Source organism: Barnesiella propionica, from assembly GCF_025567045.1.
Classification (GTDB): Bacteria; Bacteroidota; Bacteroidia; order Bacteroidales; family Barnesiellaceae; genus Barnesiella_B; species Barnesiella_B propionica.
Map to the genome: position 1 here is coordinate 39460 of NZ_JAOQJK010000011.1, position 25809 is coordinate 65268.

The following is a 25809-nucleotide window of genomic DNA, read 5'->3' on the forward strand; positions in this document are numbered from 1 at the left end:
AATTATTTGATACATTTAGTGACGTCTTGAGAGAGTCGCATGGCACAAAAGTTAGGGCCGCACATTGTACAATAATTACCATCTGCTTCGGAACCTTCTTTGTAATATTCTAATGCTCTTTCGGGATCGAGAGAGAGATTGAATTGGTCTTTCCAGCGGAATTCATAGCGCGCTTTTCCCATGGCATTGTCTCGGATTTCAGCTCCCGGATGACCTTTGGCCAAGTCGGCCGCATGAGCTGCTATTTTATACGCGATAACGCCGTTTCGTACGTCTTCCCTGTTAGGAAGTCCCAAGTGTTCTTTAGGCGTGACATAACATATCATAGCTGTGCCGTACCATGCAATTTGTGCAGCACCGATAGCCGAAGTGATATGGTCATATCCCGGTGCAATATCGGTGGTGAGAGGACCGAGTGTATAGAACGGTGCTTCGTGGCAACTGGATAATTGCCTGTCCATGTTTTCTTTGATTTTTTGCATAGGAATATGTCCCGGACCTTCTATAATGACTTGTACGTTATGTTTCCAGGCTTTGAGCGTAAGTTCTCCCAGTACGTCCAGTTCCAGAAATTGAGCCCGGTCATTTGCGTCATATATGGAGCCGGGGCGCATCCCGTCTCCCAGAGATATGGCTACATCATATTGTTTTAATATTTCACAAATGTCATCAAAATGGGTGTATAGAAAACTCTCTTCATTATGGATGATACACCATTTCGTCATGATGGAACCTCCCCGGGAAACAATACCGGTAAGGCGTTCTTTTACGAGTTCTGCATGAGCCTTGAGTACACCGGCGTGTATGGTGAAATAATCTACTCCCTGCTCGCATTGTTCGATGAGTGTATCTTTATATATTTCCCAGGTAAGATCTTCTACACGTCCTTTTACTTTTTCCAGGGCCTGGTAGATAGGAACTGTTCCCATAGGTACAGGGCAATTGCGTATAATCCACTCTCTTGTTTCGTGTATATTGTCTCCGGTGGACAGATCCATAAGTGTATCTCCCCCCCAGTGGCAGCTCCATACGGCTTTATCGACTTCTTCTTCTATACCTGACGAAAGGGCAGAGTTACCGATATTCGTATTTAATTTCACCAGAAAATTGCGGCCTATGATCATAGGTTCTGCTTCCGGATGATTGATATTTGCCGGAATAATGGCCCGTCCTTCAGCTACTTCCTGACGTACGAATTCGGGGGTTATATGGGTTTTTATTCCTAATTCTTCATTCTGAAGATTTTCCCGGATGGCTATATATTCCATTTCCGGAGTGATTATTCCCTGGCGTGCGTAATACATTTGTGTGATTTCCTTACCTGCTTTGGCTCTGTATGGAAGATGCGTATTTTTGAAACGGATGGAGGAGAGTTTCGGATCTTTTTTGCGGTTTTTCCCATACTCCGAAGTGATATCGTTTAATTGTTCCACATCATTCCGTTCTTTGATCCACGGTTCACGCAAGCGTGGTAATCCTTCATTAATATCTACATCTATATCGGGATCGGTAAAAGGTCCGCTTGTGTCATATACGTAAACCGGAGCATTCGGGATAAAAATTCGTTCTCCGTTCTCTATATTTACTGTGTCGGTAAGGTTTATTTTTCTCATACCTACTTTTATAGGGAACAGCTTTCCTTTGATATATATTTTTTCTGAGCCGGGATAAGAGTCTTTGATTATTTTATTAACTTTCATGTGTGTTATTGATTATTTAGTCCAAAAAAGAAGTTAGAGGGCTGCTTGCTTCTGCATGTTTAGCCTGTCGGCCCAATCCGGCTTCGTATGCTGTTCTTCCGGCTATTGTCGCTAATTTAAAAGCTTCGGCCATTGCTACCGGATTCCCGGCTACTGCAATAGCGGTATTCACAAGTACCGCATCGGCTCCGAGCTCCATTGCTTCCGAGGCGTGGGATGGAGCCCCTATTCCTGCGTCTACCACAACGGGAACCGTGCTTTGCTCTATAATGATTTCCAACAGGTCTCTGGTACGAAGTCCTTTATTTGTACCGATAGGTGCACCCAAAGGCATTACAGTTGAAGCTCCGGCTTCTTCCAGACGTTTACATAAGACGGGATCGGCCTGAATATAAGGGAGTACAATGAATCCCATTTTAGATAATTCTTCTGTTGCTTTAAGAGTTTCTATGGGATCGGGCAGAAGATATTTAGGGTCGGGGTGGATTTCCAGTTTAATAAAATTTGTACCGAAAGCTTCCCTGGAAAGCTGTGCTGCCAGTACCGCTTCTTTAGCGTTCCGTACACCAGATGTGTTTGGCAGCAACTGTATCGTATTGCGGTCGATGTGTACCAACATATCGTCATTCGCATTGTCCATGTCGATACGTTTCATAGCTACGGTAACCATTTCGGTTCCGGATGCTTTTATAGCTTCGGCCATCGTATGGTTGGAACTGAACTTACCGGTTCCGATAAAAAGTCTGGAGGAGAATTCTCTTCCGCCGATGATCAGTTTTTTCATTTTCTGTTTTTATTTAATAAATTAATAATTTTACTTGTTTCGGTTTTGGGTGAGGAGGAGTTGAGTATAGCACCGGATAAGGCTATACCGGAAACACCTGTTTGCATGATATCGGAAATATCTTCCGTTGTAATTCCTCCTATAGCCACTACCGGTACTTTAATGTCATGTTTGCGACATTCTTCCATGATTTTTTTGTAGCCTTCCAGCCCTAAAACAGGACTTAGTTTCTTTTTAGTTTCGGTAAACCGGAAGGGCCCCAGCCCTATGTAATCTACATCTTGTGCTACCAGTTGCTGAATATCTTCAAATGTGTTGGCGGTTCCTCCTATAATGTATTGTTCGCCTATTTTTTTTCTGGCATCTGCAGGCGGCATGTCGTATTTACCCAGATGTACTCCGTCTATTTCCAGCTCTGCAGTCAGTTCGACGTGATCGTCTAATATAAGAAGCGCTTCATATTTCTTGCATATCTCTTTTAATTCCAGAGCTGTTGCTTTCACCTCATCGATAGTTGAGTCTTTCATGCGTAGCTGTATCCATTTACATCCTCCTTCCAGAGCTTCTTTTGCTCCTTCGATGGTACTATATTGGTTGTTTTGATGGGTAATGAACTGTAACATGATATTTTTATTTTAATTGTTCTTGAATATGTTTTAATTGTATTTTAACACCTTCTACCGTTTTAAAGTTCCACAGATAGCCTAAAAAGGCGGCACCTCCGAAACCATAGCTTTTTAATTCGGGGATATGTTCGGGAGTTATTCCGCCCAAAGCATAGATGCGATGATCGATTATGCCTTCGGCAGACGCTTGTTTAAGTACAGAAGGTGAAAAAGCAGATATATATCCTTGTTTGGATATGCTATTGTAAATGGGACTAAGAAACAGATAATCCCTTTTGGAAAATAGGTTTAATTCGGTTAAAGTATGACAGGATTGGCTTATACTACCAGAAAAACCTGCAGGGGGGATTTTATGTCGTGTATTGAGGTGAATTCCTTTCAGGGAGTATTTGGATGCCAAAGAGAAATGGTCGTGAATAACAATATTCCCATACCATTTATCCGGAATCCGTAACAGAAGTTTTTCGGTTTCTTCTTCTGTATGATGAGGTTTACGTAAATGGAGCACATCCAGCCCTTCCTCTAAAAGAGCTGTGATGAGCTTTTGTTCGTTGTTGAAAATATATTCAGTGGTAATTCCTATAATTTTCATTGATTATTATATAGCATCAACCTCCGCAGGTTGCCTGAATGACGGTTACTTTGTCTCCGTCTTTCAAGAATGTATCCATCCATTCGTCTTTCGGTATGACCCTGTTATTGACGGCTACCGCTGTACCTTCGGATGATATGCTTTGCCCTAATAGGAGATCTCTTAATGTTACTCTGCTTCCGACGCAGATTTCTTGATGATTCAAAAATACTTTCATGATGAGAAATTAATTTCAAGTTTTAGGTAATATATTTTTTTAATTTATTAGGTGCATAAAAATGATTTAAGGGTCCGTGACCAGCACCGATTTTTACATCGGCTCCCGATATGATCGCCTGATTAATGAAATCCTTTGCGCAAGTTACAGCTTCCGGCATCGCTTTTCCTAAAGCCAAATATGATGCGATAGCGGAAGAAAGAGTGCAACCCGTTCCATGCGTGTTGCTTGTTTCCACTTTATGGGCCGACAATTCAATAGGAGGTTGGTCTACAGAGAATAATATATCCGTGACTACAGTTCCTTTTAAATGGCCGCCTTTCATTAGTACATTCCTGCAACCCTTTTTTAATAATATTTCTCCAGCGCGATATAGATCGGAAATATTGTTTATGTCAATTTCGCTTAATAAACTTGCTTCGTCCAGATTCGGTGTGAGAAGAGACGCATCTTTCATTAATACAGACTTGATAATCTCTATAGCTTCGTCTTCTACTAACTTATGTCCCGATGTTGAGATCATGACCGGGTCCAGAACGATATGTCTTATTTTGTATCGAGAAAGAGTTTCCCAAACGGTTCTGGCTATTTCTCCTGAATACAACATACCTATTTTTATGGAATCGGTTCCTATATCATCCAGAACAGCTTCGATCTGTTTTTTTACGATATGAGAAGCAATCGGTTGTATACCGGTCACTCCCAATGTATTTTGAGCTGTTATCGCTGTTATCGCCGATGTTGCAAAGATACCAATAGCTGATATCGTTTTTATATCGGCTTGAATTCCGGCTCCGCCTCCACTGTCAGAACCAGCTATAGTCAGGCATTTGAAATATGTATTCATTTCTTCTATCGGTTATATAGAAGGGAGCAGAAGGCTGAATATAGCTTAATAATTGACAGATTCTATGAACAATGTTCCTACGCCGGTATTATCCGTCTCAGGTTCATAGGGTATAATCTCAGCCATATTCAAATTTGGCACCCCTCTTGTTTCGCTCACAAATATATGCAAAAAAGAACTATTACATAGTTAAATTTGTGTAAATACAAAGTAGTTTATAAAAAAAACATATTAAAAAAAGAAAGGGTTGTACCGGCAGAAACGATACAACCCTCGAATATATACATCAAAAAATAAAAGCCGGAAATATTGTTATAAGTTTTTTAATTACTTTCGGGTCTGTAATACGGAATCTTTATATAAGTTTCTTGTTTACCGAGAAAATCAATTTTACTTATGCTTGTTGACGTTGATCCGTTAAAAGATTTGGCTTTGAAAATCAATGTTATATTGACTTCTTTGTTCGTCGGATATTCCGGTAATATGAATGAAATGTATTCCGATACTGTTGTCCCTTTTTTTTCTGTTTCCGGAGTAACATCTCCTTTATCATAAACCAGTACTAATGTATCGGAATTAAGTTCGGTATCGTAATTACCGCTCCGGAAAAGTTGAACAGAACCTTTTATTCCGTTTTCTACCTCATATTTGGCATATGATAGATTTAATAAATTATCATCTTTTCTGTATGTTATATATGGCTGTACTAATGCAGCGTTCGGAATAGTATCACTGGTATATTCTGTCATGAAAAAATCCCTTACGTAGGATTTATCAAATGCAGCATAGTCGAGTGTTGCTTCTAAATAAGAGTTATTTCCGCTGGGTTGTTTGTCATAATCGACAGAAAAACTGGTAATTACGCGATCTACTCCACTTAAATTGGATTGCTGAAATGCATTACTGCTTATTTTTATATCCATATTATCCAATTGTATATAGGGGATGCCGTTTGCGGTACGTTGTACACTGCCTAAACTTAATCCTGCCATACTATTTCCGCCGTCAATACAGCCGGTTAATAGAACGGAGGAGATAATAATACTGCATAATAAAATTACTTTCTTCATCTTTTTTACTTTCATCTATATTGATTCTATTATTTGGTTTTGGTGTTTTTAGTAGGAGGGAGAGGAGCCATCGCTATTATTAGAAACTACTTCTCAGACCTACATTAATTCCGAAATTAAGCGGTTTTTCTTTCCAGATATTTTTGATCTCGCTACCGTTGTCAAAATAATATCCCATTGTGGGTTCCGCATAAACGGCGAACATCTTGTAAAAAGTGAGAGATGCTCCCAACTTAAAGTGAACGGAGAGTTGTGTTTTATTATCTGTGAATTTTTCGAAGTCTTCTCCTTCGAACTGTTCACTTCTACTCAGATCTTTATGCGAACCTCTTATATTAAAGTCTGCTTTTCCTCCGGCCGAAGCGTAAAAAGTTACAATACCGACGCGAGCAAAGCGGTAGTTGATGTTGACAGGAATACCCAAATAATGTAATTCCTGCTTTCCTTTCAAACTCATGTCTTCCGTTTTATAATCGGAATGAAGGTAACTGTATACTAATCCTGTTTCTATTCCCCAGTTTTTAGCAAAGGTTTTTTCAACTGTGATTCCTGCTGATATAGGCATTCTGTGAGTATACTTTAAAACAGGAGCACTGCTTAATGTAGGAATATTTTTAAAATTTCCATTGTTGTGATTGACAGAATTTCCCGGTATAGTATTGGAAGCGAGCAGGTTCAGTGTAAATCCTGATGAAGATTTTTTATTCTGTGTTTCTATTTCAGGCAAAACTTTTCCGGCATTCTCAAAATCCTGTAGTTTCTGTTCATATTCTTTGTCCGTTATGGAAGTATGTTTGTCGTTATGGTTTATTTTTTCTTCTGTAGTGGTTTCTTTATTCTCCGTTTTTATTATAGCAACAGAATTTTCTTTGACCGATATAGTACTTTTTTTTGCATCACTGACTTTTTCGGTTTGAACAATTTCTTTTGTTTGTAAAGCGATTGTTTTATATATAGGTCCTGTTCCCGAAACTTTTGAGGGACTTGTTTTTTCCGGTATTTCCAACTGGGTTGGCTTATCTTGTGGTGAAGAGAGAGATACTACCGGCTTTATTGTTTGTGGAGGTACCGAATCCGGAGCCCATGTAAAAATACTAATACCTACGATTCCTGCTATAATGGCGGCTGCCGATGTCCATAAGATACGACGAAATGGAACTACCTTTTTACGTGGTAATTCATTCTCGATAGATTCCCATAAATTTACAGGAACATTAGCCTCATAATCTGCTAATTTCGATTGAATAAGATGTTCAAATCTTTTATCGTCCATCGGGAGTCGTTCTTTTCTTACAGTTCATTTAATTTTTTTTGTATCAGTTTTTTTGCCCGTGTATATTGAGATCGTGACGTACTTTCGTTAATACCCAAAGCATCTGCGATCTCTTTATGTGAATAGCCTTCAATCGCAAACATGTTAAATACGGTTCGGAAGCCGGGAGGAAGTTCTGCAATTATTTCCAACAGTTCTTCCGCGGATATTTGTTCGATAGCCGAATAGTCGGGTTCTTTCAGTAAATCCGGAGTGTCGATATCGATACATTCTTTCAGAATATCATTTTTTCTAAGTTCTTCCAGAGCTGTATTTATAAAGATACGTTTCATCCATCCTTCAAAAGAACCTTCATGATTAAAAGAACCTATTGCCGTAAAAACCTTTATGAAGCCGTCTTGTACCATATCCTGAGCCATTTCTTTGTTATTGGCATAGCGCAGACAGATACCCATCATTTTGCGCGCATAGGTTTCATACAGAATCCTTTGTGCTTTGGCATCATTGTTCTTGCAGGCTTTTATCAGTTCTTTTTCGGTCATTCTCTCTTCAACTCCCTCAACCCGCAGTTATATATAAGATGCGACAGAAAGTGCAAATGCTGCATGGGTGAGTAAAAATATTTAAGCAGTTTCTCTTATATATTTTAATGAGAAACTGCCGGTTTGTTATAATAACATTAGATTTTCTATATATTTTATGATGTGATTGTTATATTAGTTTATGTATAACAAGCCCTGATCTTAGTTTAGGTTCGAACCATGTGGTTTTGGGTGGCATGATATTTCCTGTGTCTGCAATATCCATTAATTGTTTCATGGATACAGGGTAAAGGGCGAGAGCCATTTTCATTTCTCCGCTGTCCACTCTTTTTTGTAATTCTTCCAAACCTCGTATTCCACCCACAAAATCTATACGTTTATCGCTTCTAAGGTCTTTTATACCTAATATGTCCCTTAAAATAAAATTGGAAGATATGGTTACATCCAGAATATCTATCGGGTCATTGTCATCGTATGTATCCGGTTTAGCGGTCAGGGAATACCAGTTTCCATCTATATATAAAGCAAAATTATGCAACCGGTCCGGTCTGTAAATATTGTTTCCTTTTTTTTCAACAATAAAATGAGACGATAGTTTTTTTATAAAATCATCCGGAGTTAACCCGTTCAGGTCTTTTACGACACGGTTATAATCGATAATATTCAGTTGAGATTCGGGGAAACAGACTGCGAGGAAATAATTATATTCTTCGTCTCCGCGATGATCCGGATTTTGTTTGGATTTTTCAGCACCTACGAGTGCAGCTGCTGCTGTACGATGGTGTCCATCTGCAATATATAGTGCCGGGATAGTTTCAAATATGGAAGTTATCCGGTCGATGGTTTCTTTATCTTCAATAATCCAGAAATGGTGTCCAAAACCGTCGGGGGATATAAAGTCATATTCAGCTTTCCGGGTTGTAATGCGGCTGATGATTTCATTTAATTCCGGCTGGTCGGGATAAGCAAAAAATACAGGTTCTATATTGGCATTATTTATGCGTACATGTTTCATCCGGTCTTCTTCTTTGTCTCTTCGGGTGAGTTCATGCTTTTTTATAATGCCGTTCAGATAATCTTCCATGTGTGTACATACCACCAATCCGTATTGGGTATGTCCGTTCATAGTCTGAGCATATATATAGTATCTTTCTTCGGAATCCTGAACCAGCCATCCGTTCTTTTGGAATTTGTTGAAGTTCTCAACGGCTTTCGTATATACCCTTTCATCATGTTCGTCGGTTCCCGCTTCGAAATCTATTTCGGGTTTAATGATGTGATACAAAGATTTTTCGTTTCCTTCTGCCTCTTTCCGGGCTTCTTCGGAATTAAGTACGTCATAAGGTCTGGATGCTACTTGTTCTACCAGGTTTTTAGGGGGTCTTAGCCCTTTAAAAGGTTTGATCCTTGCCATATAGAATAGATATGTGAGATTATGTTATTCTTTGGTATATCTGATGATCGTTTGTTCCCGGTCAGGACCTACCGATACGATTTTGATGGGAACTTCAAGTTCGTTTTCCAGAAAAGACAGATATGCATTGAATTCTTCGGGGAATTCATCTTCACTTTTCATTTTTGTCATATCTGTTTTCCAGCCGGGTAATTCCACATAAACAGGCTCTATTTTATTGTCTTCGATAGAATAGGGGAATTCCGTTACTTCTTGTCCTTTAATGTTATAAGCGACACATGCCTTAATGGTTTCGAAGTCATCCAGAACATCACTTTTCATCATGATGAGCTGGGTTACTCCGTCTACCATAATGGCATATTTTAATGCAACGAGATCTATCCATCCACAGCGGCGTTCGCGTCCGGTAACAGCACCGTATTCATGCCCGATTGCCCGTATCTTTTTTCCGGTTTCGTCATGTAATTCGGTGGGAAAAGGTCCGCTGCCCACTCGTGTACAATAAGCTTTAAAAATTCCGTATACGTCTCCTATTTTATTCGGGGCAATTCCCAATCCGGTACAAGCTCCGGCACAAACGGTATTGGAAGAGGTTACGAAAGGATAGGAGCCAAAATCTACATCCAGCATCGTTCCTTGTGCGCCTTCTGCCAAAATGCTTTTACCTTCTTTCAAATAACGATTGATGACATGTTCGCTGTCTATGATGTTAAAACGTTTCAGATATTCAATGGCTTCAAACCATTTTGTTTCAAGTTCAGACAGGTCATAAGAGTAGTTAAGCGAATGTAATATGTTCTCATGCTTTTCTTTCGCTTTATTATATATTGCCTGGAAATCAAGAAATATATCTCCGATTCTTACACCGTTACGACTCACTTTATCGGTATAAGTAGGACCGATACCTTTACCTGTCGTACCTATTTTTGCGTCGCCTTTGGCTGCTTCATATGCAGCGTCCAGTATACGATGGGTAGGGAGTATTAAGTGCGCCTTTTTGGAAATGTACAGGTGCTTGGTTAAATCATGTCCGCTGGCAGCAAGACTTTCAGCCTCTTCTTTGAATAAAATGGGGTCCAGAACGACTCCGTTACCGATCACATTGATTTTACCACCTTGGAATATGCCCGACGGGATAGACCGTAATACATACTTCTCACCGTTGAATTCCAGTGTGTGACCGGCATTGGGACCTCCCTGAAAACGTGTTATAACGTCATAACCGGGGGTCAATACATCTACGACTTTTCCTTTTCCTTCGTCGCCCCATTGTAATCCTAAAAGAACGTCAACTTTCATAATTGTTTTTAATGAATTCTTATTTGATTGTAAATATTATTTTTGATTATGTATATTCTTTTTCTTTTCGGCTTTCATACACCGGCTGCATATTCCATAGACATACAGGGAATAATATGAGGTGACGAAATTATTGAATTTTTTATTATTAAGGATACTCAGTAAATCCAGATCTTTTACTTCTCTGATTCTACCGCATTGAGTGCATATAAGATGGTGGTGATTAGCTGTGTTGAACGCTTTTTCGTACTGTAACGGATTATTACCGAACTGATGCTGTCTGACTAACCCTGCGTCTACCAACAGGCCTATAGTATTGTAGATGGTGGCTTTGCTCACTCTGTATTCACATTGTGTCATGATTTCGTACAAAGAACAGACATCAAAGTGTACATTCATAGAGTAAATTTTTTCCAACACGGCAAAACGTTCCGGTGTTTTCCGAAGCTTCTTGACTTCCAGGTATTGGGTAAATTTTTGTTTAACCAACTCTTTTGTTTTGTCTTCCGGCATAGCTGTAATCGTATGACGACAAAGTTATGTATTTTTTATGGTAAGAACAACATAAAAAAGAAAGCAATATCCTTTTTATTTTAAACGAAGATTGGATTTCTGGTAAAAAACGTGTTGTTGTTAAATATATATCTTGATAGGTCTGCATTCTATGAAGAAAAAATAAGTCACTCAACAATATTATTGAAAGTATTATAATATTGATGATAATAATAACCGTATTTATATGGTGGTGACGGTTCTGAATTGTTTATAATTAAAAGATATGATCTATTCCGGAAAATATTCTTTGCATATTTCATATTCTAAGTACAGGTCTTCAGCAATCTTTTTTTGTTTCGTATTACCATTTTTGTCCCATTCTGATATGACAGGAATCAGTTTGTCTGCGAAGTTTTTTATTTTCATTCCCCGTTTGAGACAAGACAATGAGATAAAGGCTGTCATGTGGTTCCCGGAAATACATTGTTTAAGCCCTTTTGCTATTATCACTTCGTTTTCTGTAGAAGAAAAATGATTTGTTTTTATCATTAAAGATATAATTAACCGATAGCCTGTATAAATAGCCATATTGCCTTTATTCTGGATACATTCGAGTGCCAGCTCTTTTGCGAATGGCAGATTTTGGAAAAGATTTTTGCAACAGCTGTCTGCTATTTCGGTATAAGGAATATCGTTTATCCACCTGTAGGCATGCTCTTTATCAAATTTTTCTGCCGGATAAAGATAGGGTGCCAGCATCATGGATTCTCTTACTGCTTTATCTTCCCATAATTTTTCAGCCAGTTCTTCATTTGGCGAGTATGATGATGCTATTTCTTTGATGAGAGGTTGTGTAAGGCCGAAATTTATTTTATAGTTCATTCCCTTTTCCCGCATGCTAGCAGATACTATACCGTTCATCGAAAGCCTGAAACGCCGTTTTATCTCTTTTATCTCATTGTCCATGATCATGTCGTTTAAGTAAGCCGTATGCAAAGTAATAATAAATTCCAATTATGACAAAAAGAAACCGCCTTGTCGGTGACAGGGCGGTTCTGTATTAATTTTAAAGATGGCCGTTTATTCATTATATGTAGGCAGGGGAGAATAATCTTTGGAATAGCGAAGCATTTGTTCAGCATAACCTTCGTCATAAGAAACAGTGACATCGGTAATATCTCCGTTTTTGTCATATACAGGAGTATATACCGGATTTACAAATCCTTTGTAAGGGGCTATATTCAATTTTGCGTAGCGCTCCAAAATTTCTTTATGAAGGGCCGGGTCTACTTTAACTCCGTAATTTTCTACCAGTTTCCGACCTGCTTCCAAATCTCCTTCCGATTTGATTCGTTGTACTTCGGCCAGCAATTCTCCCAGCAGATTACGCATTTTTTCATAATCGTTAATAACGACAAAAGTCTTTCCGTCTCGTTTTACAAATTCGATTACGTTATCGTCAAGACCTTTTTCATATACCCAACGGGCGATAAGCTGGCGGTTACGCATATGAGATTCTTCGATATTATTGCCAGGAATAATGCGGGTGAGCTGTGTCATAAGGCCGTTCATCATATACTTATAATATTCTGCTTTGTAAGCATCCGGAGTAGGAAGCAATCCTAGTTCGGTTATTTTAGGATCGGCCATATAATAAAGGGCAAAGAGGTCGGCGCGTGTTTCTTCTAATGTGGATCCGTAAGCTTTAAGTGCGTCAGGATCTACTCCGGGGAGAAGTTTTCCGGAACCATGTCCCAGGCATTCATGTAAGTCTGTATGCAGATTGTCGGCCTGAAAACCGTATTTATCCATCAGTTCTCTTGTAGCATCGTCATATACAAATTCTTCGGCGAATCCGTTCCCGTGAGCAGCCATGTCGTAAGCTTCTGTTATATTTTCAATAGTGACCGATTTTGAACCGTGCATGTGACGAATCCAATTGGAATTAGGAAGGTTGATGCCTATAGGGGTTGCCGGATAACAGTCCCCGGCTAGTATTGCAGCTGTTATTACTTTTGCCGAAACACCTTTTACTTCCTCTTTTTTGAACCGTTTATCTACAGGGGAATGATCTTCAAACCATTGAGCATTCTGGCTGATGACATGGGTACGTTCCGATGCTTCTTTGTTTTTGAAATTAACGATGGACTCCCAACTGGCTTTCATTCCGAGGGGATCGCCGTAGCTTTCGGTAAATCCGTTTACAAAGTCGATATCCGAGTTCAGGTCCTTAACCCACAAGATTGCATATTCGTCAAATTGCCTTAGGTTTCCGCTTTTATAATATTCTATCAGTTTTTCAATAACGGCTTTTTGCTGGTCGTTCTCTGCAACCGTGGCTGCTTTTTCCAGCCAGTAAACTATTTTTTCAAGAGCTTGTGTATAAAGTCCGCCTATTTTGTAAGTTTCTTCTATAATTTTGCCGTCTTTTTTAACCAGACGGCTGTTAAGTCCGTAAGATATAGGCATCGTATCGTTCGGATCTTTCATTTTGTTATAGAAATTTTCTACTTCGACTTGGGTTACTCCGTCGTAATAGTTACCGGCCGAAGTAAGTATAAGGTCTTCGCCTTCTGTCTGATTTACCCGTTTTTTCAGCAGTTCCGGATTGAATATGACGGGAACGATATCCGATAATAAATTATCAACACTTTGTCCTTCTTTTACAGGCAAGGTTGACGGGTCTACCGATTTTACAGCTTCGGTAAAGAAACTTTCAGAAAAACCGGGAGTAAATTTATCGGTAGAATAGTGGTGGTGTATACCGTTGGAGAACCATACTTGTTTTAAATAAACTTCCAAAGCTTTAAATTCCGGGTCGTTTTTATCTCCGGTGTAATTCTGATATACCGATTCTAAGGTACGTCGGATAGCGAGATTCAGTTTACCTTGCTGGTCGAAAAGAATATCACGTCCGTTTAGAGCTGCTTCCGTGAGATAATAGACAAGTTCTTTTTGTTTAAGGGACAGGTCTTCGAATCCGGGTACTTTATAACGGAGTACTTCCAGATCGGCGAATCTTTCAACTGAATAATTGAAATCGTCTTTGTCCGTTTCGGCTTTTTGAGTAGAGCACGAAAGTAATGTAGCTATAGCCATCATTGTACATGCGATTTTTTTCATATAACGTTGTTTTTGTGTTTAAGTTCTTTTTATTCGACATATAATACCAGTCCTTTCAGGTATTCACCTTCGGGATGGTATATATTTACCGGATGGTCTGCCGGTTGAGTAAGCTGATGTAAGATGCGGACGCTTCGTCCCGATTGTGCAGCGGCACTGAACACAGCCAGCCTGAAATTCTCTTTGCTGACTACCTGGGAACAGGAAAATGTAAACAAAATTCCTCCCGGTTTAATTTTTTCGAAAGCCTTTGCATTGAGTTTCCTGTATCCCTGGAGTGCATTATTCAGTACTTTTTTATGTTTTGCGAACGCGGGCGGGTCAAGTATGATCAAATCATACTGGTCTCCCATCGTATCCAGGTATTTGAACGCATCTTCGGCAAATGCCTGGTGGCGGTTATCCCCCGGGAAATTTAACTCGACATTCTCACAAGTGAGATCTATTGCTTTAGCGGAACTATCTACAGAGTGTACCAGCTTTGCACCTCCTCTCATGGCATAAAAGGAGAAACCTCCCGTGTAACAGAACATGTTCAGGACAGAGCGGTCTTTTGAATATTTTTCCAGTAAGGAGCGGTTTTCCCGTTGATCGACAAAGAAACCTGTTTTTTGTCCGCGTAACCAGTCCACATGAAATTTGAGTCCGTATTCAGTTGCGATGTTGCCGGCATTCTCTCCGAAAAGATATTCGTTTTCGGGATCTAACTCTGCTTTGTAAGGCAACGTTGTTTCCGATTTATAATAAATACTTTGCAATGCGTCACCCATGACTTCTTTTAAGGCCTGTGCCAAAGTGTGGCGTGCATAATGCATTCCGGGGGAATGTGCCTGAACGACGGCTGTTTTATCGTATATGTCGATTATTAGTCCGGAAAGATTATCTCCTTCGCCATGTACGAGACGATATGTATTGTTATAATCACCGTTTATAAGTCCTATGCTCCGGCGCATCCGGTAAGCAACATTCAGTCTCTTTTTGTAGAATTCCAGGTCTATATTTTCTTTCATGAATGAAAGGATACGGACAGCAATACTTCCTATCTGGTAGTGGCCTGTTCCTACAAAATTTCCTTTCCAGTCTATGATCTCGACAACATCGCCTTCCTCGGGCTGGCGTTCAAAACGGTCAATAGCTCCTGAAAATACCCAGGGATGAAATCTTTTGAACGATTCTTCTTTTCCCGGTTTAAGGGTTATTTTGATATATTTCATTGTTAATGGATTAGCGTTTTATTTAAAGAAAAACCGGAATATATCGTTGCCGTTGGCGAATATTAGAAGAGCGAAAAGAAATATCATTCCTCCGATCTGGGCATATTCCATTACTTTCTCATTGGGTTGTCTGCGGGTTATGACCTCATATAGCAGGAACAATACATGTCCTCCGTCAAGAGCCGGTATAGGCAGTATATTCATGAAAGCCAGAATAACAGAAAGGAATGCTGTCATGCTCCAGAATGATTCCCAGTCCCAGGTAGCGGGAAATATGCTTCCTATTGTGCCGAAGCCACCTAGTTGCTGGGCTCCTTCTTTCGTGAACACATATTTCATACTGCTGATATAATTTTTTAGCTTGGTGACACCTATTTCTATTCCCTTGGGAATAGATTCCAGAAAGTTATAATGTTCTGTCGTTAAACTGTATATTTGAGTTATGGGGGTGAAATAAACACCGATACGTCCCTCGTTATCTGTTTTTATAGCCAGAGTATCAGTTTTGCCGTTTCTTAAAAAAACAATATCCATGCTCTTGTTTGGATTCTTAAGAATAATATTGGAAAATTCAGAATATGAAGGAGCTGATATTCCGTTCACTGCGATAATACTATCTCCTTTTATCAGTCCTGCTATTCCCGCCCCCATGGTAGGAATGACAGAATCTATGACATTGGGCTGCCGGTAGGTTGCAAATTTTGCTTCTTCATCAATGACTTTGAGCATGAATTTATCCGGAATATTTATGATAACGGTGTCTGTTCCGTTTCTCAGCACTTTTACTTTTTTGGCTTCTATCATGGCTTGAACCGCATCTCCCGACATATATTCCAGTTTCATATCATCAGCATACAACGGGATATCACCGTTCTCAAATCCTATTTCTTTGGCAGCTTCGCAATATTCCATTCCTGCTTTTGCTTCACTGAAGGGCAGGTAAGTCGTTCCCCAGGTATAAGCAATCATGGCGTAAATGATAATAGCCAGTATGAAGTTGAATATTACGCCTGCCGTCATGATAAGAAGACGTTGCCAGGCTGGTTTAGAACGAAATTCCCATGGTTTTGCGGGTTGCTTTAACTGTTCTTTATCCATAGATTCGTCTATCATACCGGATATTTTTACATAACCTCCTACAGGCAACCACCCAATTCCGTATTCGGTATCACTGTTTTTAGGTTTGAATTTGAATAGGGAAAACCAGGGATCGAAAAAAAGATAGAATTTTTCAACTCTAACTTTGAATATCCGGGCAAATATAAAGTGGCCGAACTCATGTACTATTACCAAAATCGATAAACTAAGAATGAGCTGTAATGCCTTAATTAAAAAAGTCTCCATGTTGTAATTGTTATAATCGTGTTATAAATTTGTAATAAGTTCATTGGCATAACAACGTGTTTCCTCGTTTGTTTGCACATAATCTTCATAAGTCGGTTTCTGAACAAAAGCGATATGTTCCAGACACTTTTCTACTATTTTATTGATCTGTAAATATTTAATTCTGTCCTGCAGAAATGCGGCGACAGCTATTTCGTTAGCTGCGTTGAGTATGCAGGGCATATTCCCTCCTGTATTGGCGGCTTCGAATGCATGCCGAAGTAGGGGGAACCGTTCCGTATCGGGATGTTCGAATGTAAGATTGCAATAGTCTTCCAGTTTAAGTTTCTGGCAGGTGTTTGGGAGCCTTTCGGGAAATGACAGTGCATACTGTATGGGGAGTTTCATGCTTTGAGTTCCCAGTTGGGCTTTTATGGTACCGTCCTTAAATTGTACCATAGAGTGAATAATAGACTGAGGGTGGACGGCTATTTGTATTTGTTCGGGGGGGACGTCAAACAACCATTTGGCCTCTATCATTTCAAAGCCCTTGTTCATGAGCGTGGCTGAATCTATCGTGATCTTATGCCCCATGTTCCATTTCGGATGTTTCAATGCGTCTTGTTTGGTTACGTGCGCCAGTTGTTCAGGAGTAAATGTTCTGAAAGGACCTCCGGATGCGGTAAGAATGATTTTGTCGATAGGATTGTTAAATTCTCCCACCAGACATTGGAATATAGCCGAATGCTCCGAATCTACGGGTATAATGGGGGCTTTGTTTTCTATCGCCATTTGTCTTATCAGGTCGCCAGCCACGACCAGTGTTTCTTTGTTGGCTAAAGCTATAGTTTTATGTGCTTTTATGGCACGTATTGTAGGTTGTAGCCCCGAATAACCTACCATGGCGGTAATTACTATATCTATAATGGACGATTCTACAATTTGATTAATAGCATCTTTTCCGGTATATACTTTAATGGGCAGATCGGCCAACGCGTCTTTTAACCGTTCATAATGTGTTTCGTTGGCAATGACGACTGCTTCCGGAAGGAATTGTCTCGCCTGAGAAATTAGTAAGTCTATATTATTATTAGCCGTAAGAGCATATATATCAAATAGATCGGGATGTTCGGCCACGACCTCAAGGGTTTGAGTCCCTATCGATCCGGTAGAACCAAGTATAGCAAGTTGTTTCTTCATTATGTGATTCGCTTCTGTTTTCTTTTTTGTAAAACGCTGTAAAGTTACAAAATAAAACGTTTATACCTCGTATTTACGGGTGTTTTGTCCCCTTGCTTCAGAAGGAAATGTAATCTTTCGGATCTAATGATTTTCCCAAATGCCAGAGTTGTATCTCTACATCGTCAGGATTTGCCTGGGGATATGGAGTATAACCTGCCAAGGCTATTTTTTCTCCTCCATTTACCCTGTCTCCTACTTTTTTCAGCAATCCGGCATTATATAAATACATGGATATAAAATTATTGCTGTGCTGAACTTCAATAACGTACCCGCATTCGGCAGTAAATGCCGCAAATATGACAGTGCCGTCGAGAATTGCCGATACAGGTGCGTTTTTTGCTGCCTGTATGTCTATTCCGAAATGCCCTTCGGACGGATTGTATGATTTTTTGACAGATCCTTTGACAGGAGTAAAGAAGATAAGACCATCGGTAGGTATGTTATTATTGAATACATGTAAGGTATATTTTTCTTCTTTTTCGTACTCTTTTACAAATTCGGCCGCTTCGGGCGATTTTTCTTTCAGAGAGTTTAAAGAGTAGAGCTTGGTGGTGTCTCGTGATGAAATGGAATCGATACTGATATTACCTGTGATGATTGCTGCGATATTTTTTATGTATGCATCTTTAAGAGCTATTTCGTGAGACAAAGAATCGATACGCAGAGAGTTATCTATCATAACAGCACGGTCTTCCGACTTTAAGTATCCGGGTAAAAGATTTTTTAATGGAGTACCTATGATTAAGGAAGTGACAGCGATAATCAATGAAAGAATAAGTACGGAGAACAGGGTAAAAGCTCCTAATCGGGAGACCCGGAAAGTCCATACTTCTTCCAGCGTATTTTCATTGAAGAATGAAAGTTTGTATTTTGATTTTACCTTTTTCCAGAAGGTATGCTGTTTTTTTCTTTTTATCATTTTCTCGATTATAGTTTTGTATCGATTACAAATAATATCTATGATTTGCAATCATCTTACTACGACAAATTTACAAATTTAAAACTGAACTAATAGTTGCATTTTGTTTTTTTTAGAAAAGAGAACAACAAGAGTACTGTTTCATCTATTTTTTTATTTTAGGTGCATGATTTAGCAAAAAATATGAACACAATCTTTTCTCTGGTTGTTGTAAGTTACAAAATGCGGAATATCCGATCTACAATAAAATCCTTTTTTAAAGGCAGTCTGGTATCGGTGTTATCCATTTTATTAAAAAAGAAATAATCATATTTTGTAAAACTAAAATCGTTTCAAGATGAAAACAAAACATTTTCTTTATCCTTTAGCTTTAGCTACTGCATTGATCTTCACTTGTTCCGGTACCGGACATGCTCAAGTTACCGTTGTGGAGGAAGATGTAACCGTGACCGATTATGTTCCCGGTAAAGTCGCTTATTATGAGAATACTTTTAAAGACAATTGGTTCATATCTTTAGGAGCCGGTGCACAGACCTTTTTTACAGAACATAAGGGAGGAGATACTCAATATACATTGGCAATGAATTTTGCTTTCGGTAAATGGCTGACTCCTGCTTTCGGTCTTCGTTTAGGAGCAGTAGGCGGTGCTTTGCACCCTATGTCGGCTTATGAAGACGGTGTAATGACACATATGCGTTATGTTGGAGTTTACGGAGATTTAATGTGGAATATGTTCAATACGTTTGCCGGATATAATGAAAAGCGCGTATTCTCTATTATTCCTTTTGTAGGAGGTGGAGGTGCTTTAGCTTTTCACAATACCCAAAATCATCATAAAAAAACTTATGCATTTCCTGTAACGGCCGGTATTAAATTGAACTTCCGGTTGAATCATTATCTGGACTTGTTCTTTGAAGGACGGGGAAATCTGCTGGGTGACCAATTTAACGGTATAGTACAAGGCAAACAGGTAGAATCTATCGTTTCTCTTATCGGCGGTTTTACCATTAAGTTCGGCTCGAACCGTTTCATTGCCTATAATCCTTACGGAGACCGCATGATTATCAATGATCTGAATAGCCGTGTAAACGATTTGCGTTCAAAATTGAATGCTTGCGAATCCAGAGTTGTTGAATGTCCTCCTTGCCCTGAAGTAGAAGAAACTGTTATTGTTGCAGAACCGGATCCTTGCAGTCAGACATTAACGAGTACGGTGCGTTTTACTATCGGTAGTGATGTGATTACTCCTGAAGAAATGGTGAACGTGTACAATATTGCACAATGGATGAATAATAATCCTTCTTGCAGTATAAATGTTGTGGGTTATGCCGACAAAGATACAGGCAGTGCAAAATTGAATATGGAATTAAGTAAGCGTCGTGCACAAGCTGTTGTTAATTCATTGGTCAATAAATATAAAATCGATAAAAATCGTATTAACATTATCGCTAACGGTAGCGACAAACAAGTTTATCCCGACAATAATAACTGGAACCGTATAGTTGTATTCTCAACTACCGCTAACCAGTAATAACTGAAACTCTTTTTTGAGATAAAATGAAAGTGTCCCGCTCATCTTACTATGAGCGGGACACTTTTTGTTTTGTGAGATTTGGATTTTAACTGTTTAATTTTTGAGAATGCTTTTGATTATGACCGGGGCTTTCTCTCTGAATGTTATTTCTGCGTCTTTTACAGAATCACCGCCTATGTCTTCTCCCGTACATTTCCATTTTCCGTCTTCATATATGAAATACCATAAAGAATAATAGTCGGCGGCACTTTTAGTTAACATTGCAGCTAAATCTCCGTATATAAAAGATGAAATAATATTTGTTGAAAGTTTTGAATCTCTATCTGCCGCGCAAACTTCTTGATCTTGCATGTTTTTTACATTATCTCTTATTGATGAGGCTGCATAATTATAATACTCGGAATATTTACCTTCAGCAAAGAGCTTTTGTATATTTATAAATGATAATAACGGCGTATCCATTGAAATTGGAATATCGGTATAGTCTGTTATTTTTTTATGAATAAGTTCTTTTCGATATGTAGCTGTATCTAATGCACCTTTTTTAATTAACACTCTGGTATTTAGTTTTATTATATCCGATCGGCTTTGGTCCTTTTTTACAAAGTAAGAGTAGGACTGATTATTGGTGCTAACGACATCTGTCACCTTTTTGTTTGTAAATAAAATACCCGAATGTTCATCGCATGCATAACCGGATTGTAATTTCCCATCCTCAACATAATTATTATATAAAGCTCTTTTAGATGGTATATTATAATGAGGACAATGACTATATGGCAAAAATCCAAGACCTTCAACTATGGATAGTTTAATAGGTCTGGCATCGCTTATACTGTTCTTAAACCAACAAATAGAACCTGCGCTTCCTCCACTTAAAATGATCCCTTTATCTAATGCTTTTTTTAATATTTTATCTATTTCCTGATATTTCCAAATACCTAACATATTTAAAGTATTTCCTCCTCCTACAACAATTGCATCCATGCTCAATAAAATATCTTCAAAAGATTGTTTTTGGGTTTCGGAATCAATCCATACTTTTAAAATATTTGATTTTATACCTAGTTCCTTACATATATATTCCCAGTATTTTATGTTTTTAGCATTGTCTGCACTTGCTGTTGGAAGATAACAAATTTGTGGGTCGGTTTTATTAATCAGGTTATTAATGTATTCAACGAATTTGTATTCTATATCTCCACCATAAATAAAAATTTGTTGTTTAATTTTTTCTGAATGAATTTCATTTGCATGAGCAGGAAATATAAAGAAGAATAAGAATAAAATGGTCTGAAAGATTTTTTTCATATGGGTTGAGGTAATTTTAATTTTTGAGATATTATGAAAATATCAATATATTATTCCTGGGCGCAATCCTGTATGACTTCGGAAAGAGTAGGGTGGGCGTGAATTATATCCCGTAATTGAGGAAGGGTACATCTGGTGGCAATCAATGCGGTTATTTCGTGTATAAGATCTGCCGCATGGGCGCCCAGTATATGACAGCCTATGATGTTCTCCTGTTCGTCAACAATAATTTTACATAAACCGTCCGGTGATCCCATGCTTAGTGCTTTACCGTTTGTTCTGAACATGGCTTTATGAGATTTGAAAGAAATGTTCTTTTGTTTGCAATCCTCTTCTGTAAGTCCGGTCGCTGCTACTTCGGGGGTTGTGAACACTGCAGATGGTATAAGCTTGAGATTAATATCGTCTCGTTTATTTAAAATATTATTAATTACTTTTTTCCCTTGGTATGTAGCGGCATGAGCCAACATACATTTTCCGTTTACGTCACCTATTGCATATATTCCGGGGACGGTAGTTTCGAAGAAATCGTTCGTAACGATACCTTTTGAAGTTTGCTCTACATGGGTGGCCTCCAGGTTCAATGTTTCCGTATTAGCATTCCTGCCGACAGAAACGAGTACAATGTCGGCAATCGTTTCTTGTTGTACACCTTTAAATTCGTAAGAGATGATAAGCCCGGTATCTTTCGGTTTAATATGACCGACTATTGCCTGGTTTACGATTTGTATGCCTTTTTTTGCAAGGGATTGTTTGAGCCGTTTGCTTATATCTGTATCAAAATTCGGGATTATATCTTTTGCAAATTCTAAAATAGTTACTTCACTTCCGAAACTACGGAAGATGGAAGCAAATTCCAAACCGATAACTCCTGCTCCGATAATACATAACCGTTCTGGAATGTGATTAATATCCAGTAGTTCTTTTGAGGTGATCACACCAGGCAAATTTATTCCTTCGATAGGTAACGTGCGTGCGTAGGAACCGGTAGCTATGATAATATTGTGTGCCGTATAGCTTTCACCGGAAGGACTGGTTACGGTGTGGTCGTCCCGAAAGGTCGCATATTCCCGTACCACTTTTATTAACTTGTGTTTCATCAGGAATTCGATGCCCGATGCCAGATTGTTTACAATCTCGTTTTTTCGTTCTATTACCTTTTGCCAGTCAAATGTATAAGTTAAGTCTTTTATTCCCCATGTACCGGCTTCTTTTATATCCTCTAAGACTGCAGCGTTCCTGCACAAACTTTTTGTAGGAATACATCCTTCGTTTAAGCATGTTCCGCCCAAACGACCTCCTTCGAAAAGAGTTACGGATAATCCTTGTTTTGCAGCGTAAAGAGCAGTCTCATATCCGCCCGGCCCTCCTCCTATTATAATAATATCACTTTCCATAGTTCGTTTTTCATATAAATGAAGGCAAAGGAACTAATGATAAATATAGTCCTTTGCCTTCTTTTCCATAATTAAATTAGGTTTGGTAAGTCTTTGTATTTCAATATCGGGTTTCTTGCCGCCATAGTCTCATCCAGTCTGCGGACGGGAGTAGAATGGGGGGCATTTTTTACGATATCGGGATGCTCCAGAGCTTCGTCTGCTACTTTCTTCATTACTGCTATAAATTCATCCAGTGTTTCGATAGATTCCGTTTCCGTTGGTTCTATCATGATCGATTCGTGAAATAAGAGAGGAAAATAAATCGTAGGCGCATGATATCCATAATCCAGCAGACGTTTTGCTATATCCAGTGTGGTGACACCGGTAGATTTATCTTTAAGCCCGTCGAATACGAATTCATGTTTGCATATATCTTCTATAGGAAGAAAGTAATGATCTTTCAGGGATTCTTTGATATAGTTGGCATTTAAAGTGGCGAGGGGACCAACATATCTCAAATTCTCTTTTCCCAGCGACAGTATGTAACAGTAGGCTTTCATCATTACAGTGAAATTTCCGAAAAACCCTGAAACTCTTCCGATGGCTTTATCGCTGTTGGCGATATAATAGCGTTCCCCGTCTTTTTTTATCTGGGGATTCGGGAGCAGATTTACCAGCTTTTCACATACACCTACCGGACCGCTGCCGGGCCCCCCTCCTCCGTGAGGGGTTGAAAATGTTTTGTGAAGATTAATATGCATGATATCGAATCCCATGTCTCCCGGTCTGCATTTTCCCAGTAACGGATTCAGATTTGCCCCGTCATAATACAGTAGCCCTCCGCAATCGTGTACAAGCCTTGCTATTTCAGGTATAGATGTTTCAAATATCCCCAAGGTATTAGGGTTAGTCATCATGATACCGGCAACCGTTTCATCCAGATGTTTTTTCAGATCGTCAACATTAATAGTTCCGTCTTCATTAGAAAGGACTTCCACTATTTCCAGCCCGCATACGGCGGCACTTGCCGGATTCGTTCCGTGTGCACTGTTAGGGACTATTACTTTAGTGCGTTTCAGGTCGTTTCTGTCTATGTGATACTGCCTCATGATCATAAGACCTGTAAGCTCCCCGTGAGCGCCGGCAAAAGGGTTGAGAGTAAAAGCTGCCAGTCCGGATATTTCGGAAAGAGCAACAGCCAGTTCGTAGTATAGTTTTAAAGCTCCCTGTACCGTATTTTCCGGTTGGAACGGATGCAAAGATGTAAAAGCAGATAATGACGCTATTTCTTCATTAATTTTAGGATTGTATTTCATTGTACAGGAGCCCAAAGGGTAAAATCCTGTCTCTACTCCGAAATTTTTATTAGAAACATTGGTATAGTGTCTTACCACATCCAGTTCGCTTACTTCGGGTAATTCTGCTTCATTTTCTCTTCTCAGATTCACTGGTATATCCTCTGTGGAACAGGTTGTGAAAATATTATCCGAAGGTAAGGAATAGCCGATGCGTCCTTTTTTCGATAACTCGAAAATCAATTTATCATAGTATTTCATGATCTATATCTCCTTCTCGATTAATGACAGTAGATTATCTATTTCGGCTTTAGTCCTTTTTTCGGTGACACATAGCAGCAAGGCGTTTTTCATTTCAGGTTTCACTGTTTCCAGCCTGATACCGCACAATATTCCCCGGTCTATACATTTCTGATATAGTTTTTTAGCATCTAATGTCGTTGTAACTGCAAATTCTTTGAAAAAGGGCTGGTCGTAGCATAAACTGAATTTACCAGTTCGTAACAGTTCACTGCATAAATAATGAGCTCCCGAATAAGATATTTCATTAACCCTCTTTAAACCTTCTTTCCCCATCAAGGACATATATATTGTTACGTATAGCGCCATAAGGGATTGATTGGAACAGATGTTGCTATTAGCTTTTTCCCGCCGGATATGTTGTTCCCGTGCCTGTAAGGTGAGAACAAAAGCCCGTTTTCCGTCCATATCCCTGGTAGCACCTACTATGCGTCCCGGTAATTTTCTCATCAATTCTTTGGTACAAGCCAGGTAACCGACGTGAGGACCTCCGAAATTCAGAGGAATTCCCAATGACTGTCCGTCTCCGCAAGCAATATCGGCTCCCCATTCTCCCGGAGTTTTCAGAATACTCAGGGTAGAGGGATCGTTATTCATGATAAACAGAGCTTTTTGAGCGTGTATCATGTCGGCATATCCGTCATAATCTTCTATAATTCCGTAAAAATTAGGATTGTTTACGATGACTCCGGCCACATCTCCTGCCAAGATTTGTCTTTGCATATCTTCCTTGTCGGTAATGCCGTTTTTTTCAGCGATCTCACTTATCTCTATGTTTTTGTATTTGGCATAAGTGCGTACAACGTTCAGGATATGCGGGTGTACGGTTTGCGATATAAGTATCTTATTTTTTTTCTTGGCCTGAGCCACTGCCATGAACATCGCTTCTGCCGTAGCTGTAGCCCCGTCGTACATGGATGCATTACAACAATCCATTTCTGTGAGTTCCGATATGTAACTTTGGAATTCGAAAATATACTGTAATGTGCCTTGCGAAATTTCGGGTTGATAAGGTGTATAAGCTGTTAAAAATTCCGACCGGGAGATAAGTTGCGGAATTACAGCCGGCGTATAATGATCGTAGGCTCCGGCTCCGGCAAACGGGATCAAACGAATGTTCAAGTCTCCCAGTTTGCTAAAGTATTCTCGTATTTCGCTCTCCGTAAATGAAGAGGGTAGTGCGTAATCTCTTGTCAGGCGAATTTCTTCCGGAATTTCTTTATACAATTCGTCCAGAGATTTAGCTCCTATCTTTTTGAGCATTGTTTCTATGTCGGACGAGGTATGCGGAAAGTATTTATGCATGGTAT

At 39.2% G+C, this 25809-nt stretch carries 23 protein-coding genes and 1 riboswitch; of the genes, 1 reads left to right on the forward strand and 22 read right to left on the reverse strand.

Annotated elements, in window-relative coordinates:
• Nucleotides 1–2 precede the first annotated feature (2 nt).
• From thiC to OCV73_RS13400, 18 genes are all read right to left on the reverse strand, one after another.
• Nucleotides 3–1700 carry a phosphomethylpyrimidine synthase ThiC gene (gene thiC, locus OCV73_RS13315; RefSeq protein WP_147552946.1) on the reverse strand — a complete coding sequence of 566 codons (1698 nt, stop codon included), beginning with the start codon at nucleotides 1698–1700 and terminating at the stop codon, nucleotides 3–5.
• A gap of 16 nt (nucleotides 1701–1716) precedes the next feature.
• Nucleotides 1717–2484 carry a thiazole synthase gene (locus OCV73_RS13320; RefSeq protein WP_147552948.1) on the reverse strand — a complete coding sequence of 256 codons (768 nt, stop codon included), beginning with the start codon at nucleotides 2482–2484 and terminating at the stop codon, nucleotides 1717–1719.
• Complete coding sequence (locus OCV73_RS13325; protein WP_147552949.1) at nucleotides 2481–3107, reverse strand: thiamine phosphate synthase; 627 nt, start codon at nucleotides 3105–3107, stop codon at nucleotides 2481–2483. Before OCV73_RS13325 ends, OCV73_RS13320 begins: the two co-directional genes overlap by 4 nt.
• A 7-nt stretch (nucleotides 3108–3114) precedes the next feature.
• Entirely contained in the window at nucleotides 3115–3702 is a 588-nt protein-coding gene (locus OCV73_RS13330; RefSeq protein ID WP_147552951.1) for a thiamine phosphate synthase, read from the reverse strand.
• A gap of 16 nt (nucleotides 3703–3718) precedes the next feature.
• Nucleotides 3719–3919, reverse strand: coding sequence for a sulfur carrier protein ThiS (gene thiS / locus OCV73_RS13335; protein WP_147552953.1), 201 nt, complete (start codon nucleotides 3917–3919; stop codon nucleotides 3719–3721).
• Nucleotides 3920–3941: 22 nt separating this feature from the next.
• Nucleotides 3942–4766 carry a bifunctional hydroxymethylpyrimidine kinase/phosphomethylpyrimidine kinase gene (gene thiD, locus OCV73_RS13340; RefSeq protein ID WP_147552955.1) on the reverse strand — a complete coding sequence of 275 codons (825 nt, stop codon included), beginning with the start codon at nucleotides 4764–4766 and terminating at the stop codon, nucleotides 3942–3944.
• A gap of 56 nt (nucleotides 4767–4822) precedes the next feature.
• A riboswitch (TPP riboswitch) is annotated at nucleotides 4823–4921 on the reverse strand.
• 168 nt (nucleotides 4922–5089) lie between these two features.
• Nucleotides 5090–5836: a hypothetical protein gene (locus OCV73_RS13345; RefSeq protein WP_147552956.1), complete on the reverse strand. Its 747-nt coding sequence runs from the start codon at nucleotides 5834–5836 to the stop codon at nucleotides 5090–5092.
• Nucleotides 5837–5915: 79 nt separating this feature from the next.
• Entirely contained in the window at nucleotides 5916–7109 is a 1194-nt protein-coding gene (locus OCV73_RS13350) for a porin family protein (protein ID WP_147552958.1), read from the reverse strand.
• Nucleotides 7110–7126: 17 nt separating this feature from the next.
• Nucleotides 7127–7651, reverse strand: coding sequence for an RNA polymerase sigma factor (locus tag OCV73_RS13355; protein WP_147552960.1), 525 nt, complete (start codon nucleotides 7649–7651; stop codon nucleotides 7127–7129).
• Between the two features lie 169 nt (nucleotides 7652–7820).
• The gene (locus OCV73_RS13360) at nucleotides 7821–9065 is read right to left on the reverse strand and encodes a DUF1015 domain-containing protein (RefSeq protein WP_147552962.1); all 1245 of its coding nucleotides are present in this window, start codon (nucleotides 9063–9065) and stop codon (nucleotides 7821–7823) included.
• A 24-nt stretch (nucleotides 9066–9089) separates the two neighbouring features.
• Nucleotides 9090–10364 (reverse strand): adenylosuccinate synthase, encoded by a 1275-nt coding sequence (locus tag OCV73_RS13365; RefSeq protein WP_147552964.1) that lies wholly within the window; start codon nucleotides 10362–10364, stop codon nucleotides 9090–9092.
• Between the two features lie 36 nt (nucleotides 10365–10400).
• Nucleotides 10401–10877 (reverse strand): Fur family transcriptional regulator, encoded by a 477-nt coding sequence (locus tag OCV73_RS13370; RefSeq protein WP_147552965.1) that lies wholly within the window; start codon nucleotides 10875–10877, stop codon nucleotides 10401–10403.
• Between the two features lie 270 nt (nucleotides 10878–11147).
• On the reverse strand, nucleotides 11148–11825 hold the full coding sequence (locus OCV73_RS13375) for a DNA alkylation repair protein (protein WP_147552967.1): 678 nt from the start codon (nucleotides 11823–11825) through the stop codon (nucleotides 11148–11150).
• 114 nt (nucleotides 11826–11939) lie between these two features.
• Nucleotides 11940–13982, reverse strand: coding sequence for a dipeptidyl-peptidase 3 family protein (locus OCV73_RS13380; protein ID WP_147552968.1), 2043 nt, complete (start codon nucleotides 13980–13982; stop codon nucleotides 11940–11942).
• A gap of 29 nt (nucleotides 13983–14011) precedes the next feature.
• Nucleotides 14012–15196, reverse strand: coding sequence for a class I SAM-dependent rRNA methyltransferase (locus tag OCV73_RS13385; RefSeq protein WP_147552970.1), 1185 nt, complete (start codon nucleotides 15194–15196; stop codon nucleotides 14012–14014).
• A gap of 18 nt (nucleotides 15197–15214) precedes the next feature.
• The gene (rseP, locus tag OCV73_RS13390) at nucleotides 15215–16540 is read right to left on the reverse strand and encodes an RIP metalloprotease RseP (protein WP_147552972.1); all 1326 of its coding nucleotides are present in this window, start codon (nucleotides 16538–16540) and stop codon (nucleotides 15215–15217) included.
• Nucleotides 16541–16561: 21 nt separating this feature from the next.
• Nucleotides 16562–17719 carry a 1-deoxy-D-xylulose-5-phosphate reductoisomerase gene (locus tag OCV73_RS13395; protein ID WP_147552974.1) on the reverse strand — a complete coding sequence of 386 codons (1158 nt, stop codon included), beginning with the start codon at nucleotides 17717–17719 and terminating at the stop codon, nucleotides 16562–16564.
• A 97-nt stretch (nucleotides 17720–17816) separates the two neighbouring features.
• Complete coding sequence (locus OCV73_RS13400) at nucleotides 17817–18680, reverse strand: murein hydrolase activator EnvC family protein (RefSeq protein WP_147552976.1); 864 nt, start codon at nucleotides 18678–18680, stop codon at nucleotides 17817–17819.
• A gap of 337 nt (nucleotides 18681–19017) precedes the next feature.
• Here OCV73_RS13400 and OCV73_RS13405 point away from each other — a divergent pair, with 337 nt between their 5' ends.
• Nucleotides 19018–20211: an OmpA family protein gene (locus OCV73_RS13405; protein ID WP_147552977.1), complete on the forward strand. Its 1194-nt coding sequence runs from the start codon at nucleotides 19018–19020 to the stop codon at nucleotides 20209–20211.
• Between the two features lie 96 nt (nucleotides 20212–20307).
• On the opposite strand, the gene OCV73_RS13410 is transcribed toward OCV73_RS13405, so the two are convergent.
• The 4 genes from OCV73_RS13410 to gcvPA form a co-directional block, all read right to left on the reverse strand.
• Nucleotides 20308–21525: a Type 1 glutamine amidotransferase-like domain-containing protein gene (locus tag OCV73_RS13410; protein ID WP_147552979.1), complete on the reverse strand. Its 1218-nt coding sequence runs from the start codon at nucleotides 21523–21525 to the stop codon at nucleotides 20308–20310.
• 50 nt (nucleotides 21526–21575) lie between these two features.
• Nucleotides 21576–22922, reverse strand: a complete 1347-nt coding sequence (lpdA, locus tag OCV73_RS13415; RefSeq protein WP_147552981.1) for a dihydrolipoyl dehydrogenase — start codon at nucleotides 22920–22922, stop codon at nucleotides 21576–21578.
• Between the two features lie 71 nt (nucleotides 22923–22993).
• A complete protein-coding gene (gene gcvPB / locus OCV73_RS13420; protein WP_147552983.1) occupies nucleotides 22994–24460 on the reverse strand; it encodes an aminomethyl-transferring glycine dehydrogenase subunit GcvPB in 1467 nt (488 codons plus the stop codon).
• A gap of 3 nt (nucleotides 24461–24463) precedes the next feature.
• Nucleotides 24464–25804, reverse strand: a complete 1341-nt coding sequence (gene gcvPA, locus OCV73_RS13425) for an aminomethyl-transferring glycine dehydrogenase subunit GcvPA (RefSeq protein ID WP_147552985.1) — start codon at nucleotides 25802–25804, stop codon at nucleotides 24464–24466.
• Nucleotides 25805–25809 lie beyond the last annotated feature (5 nt).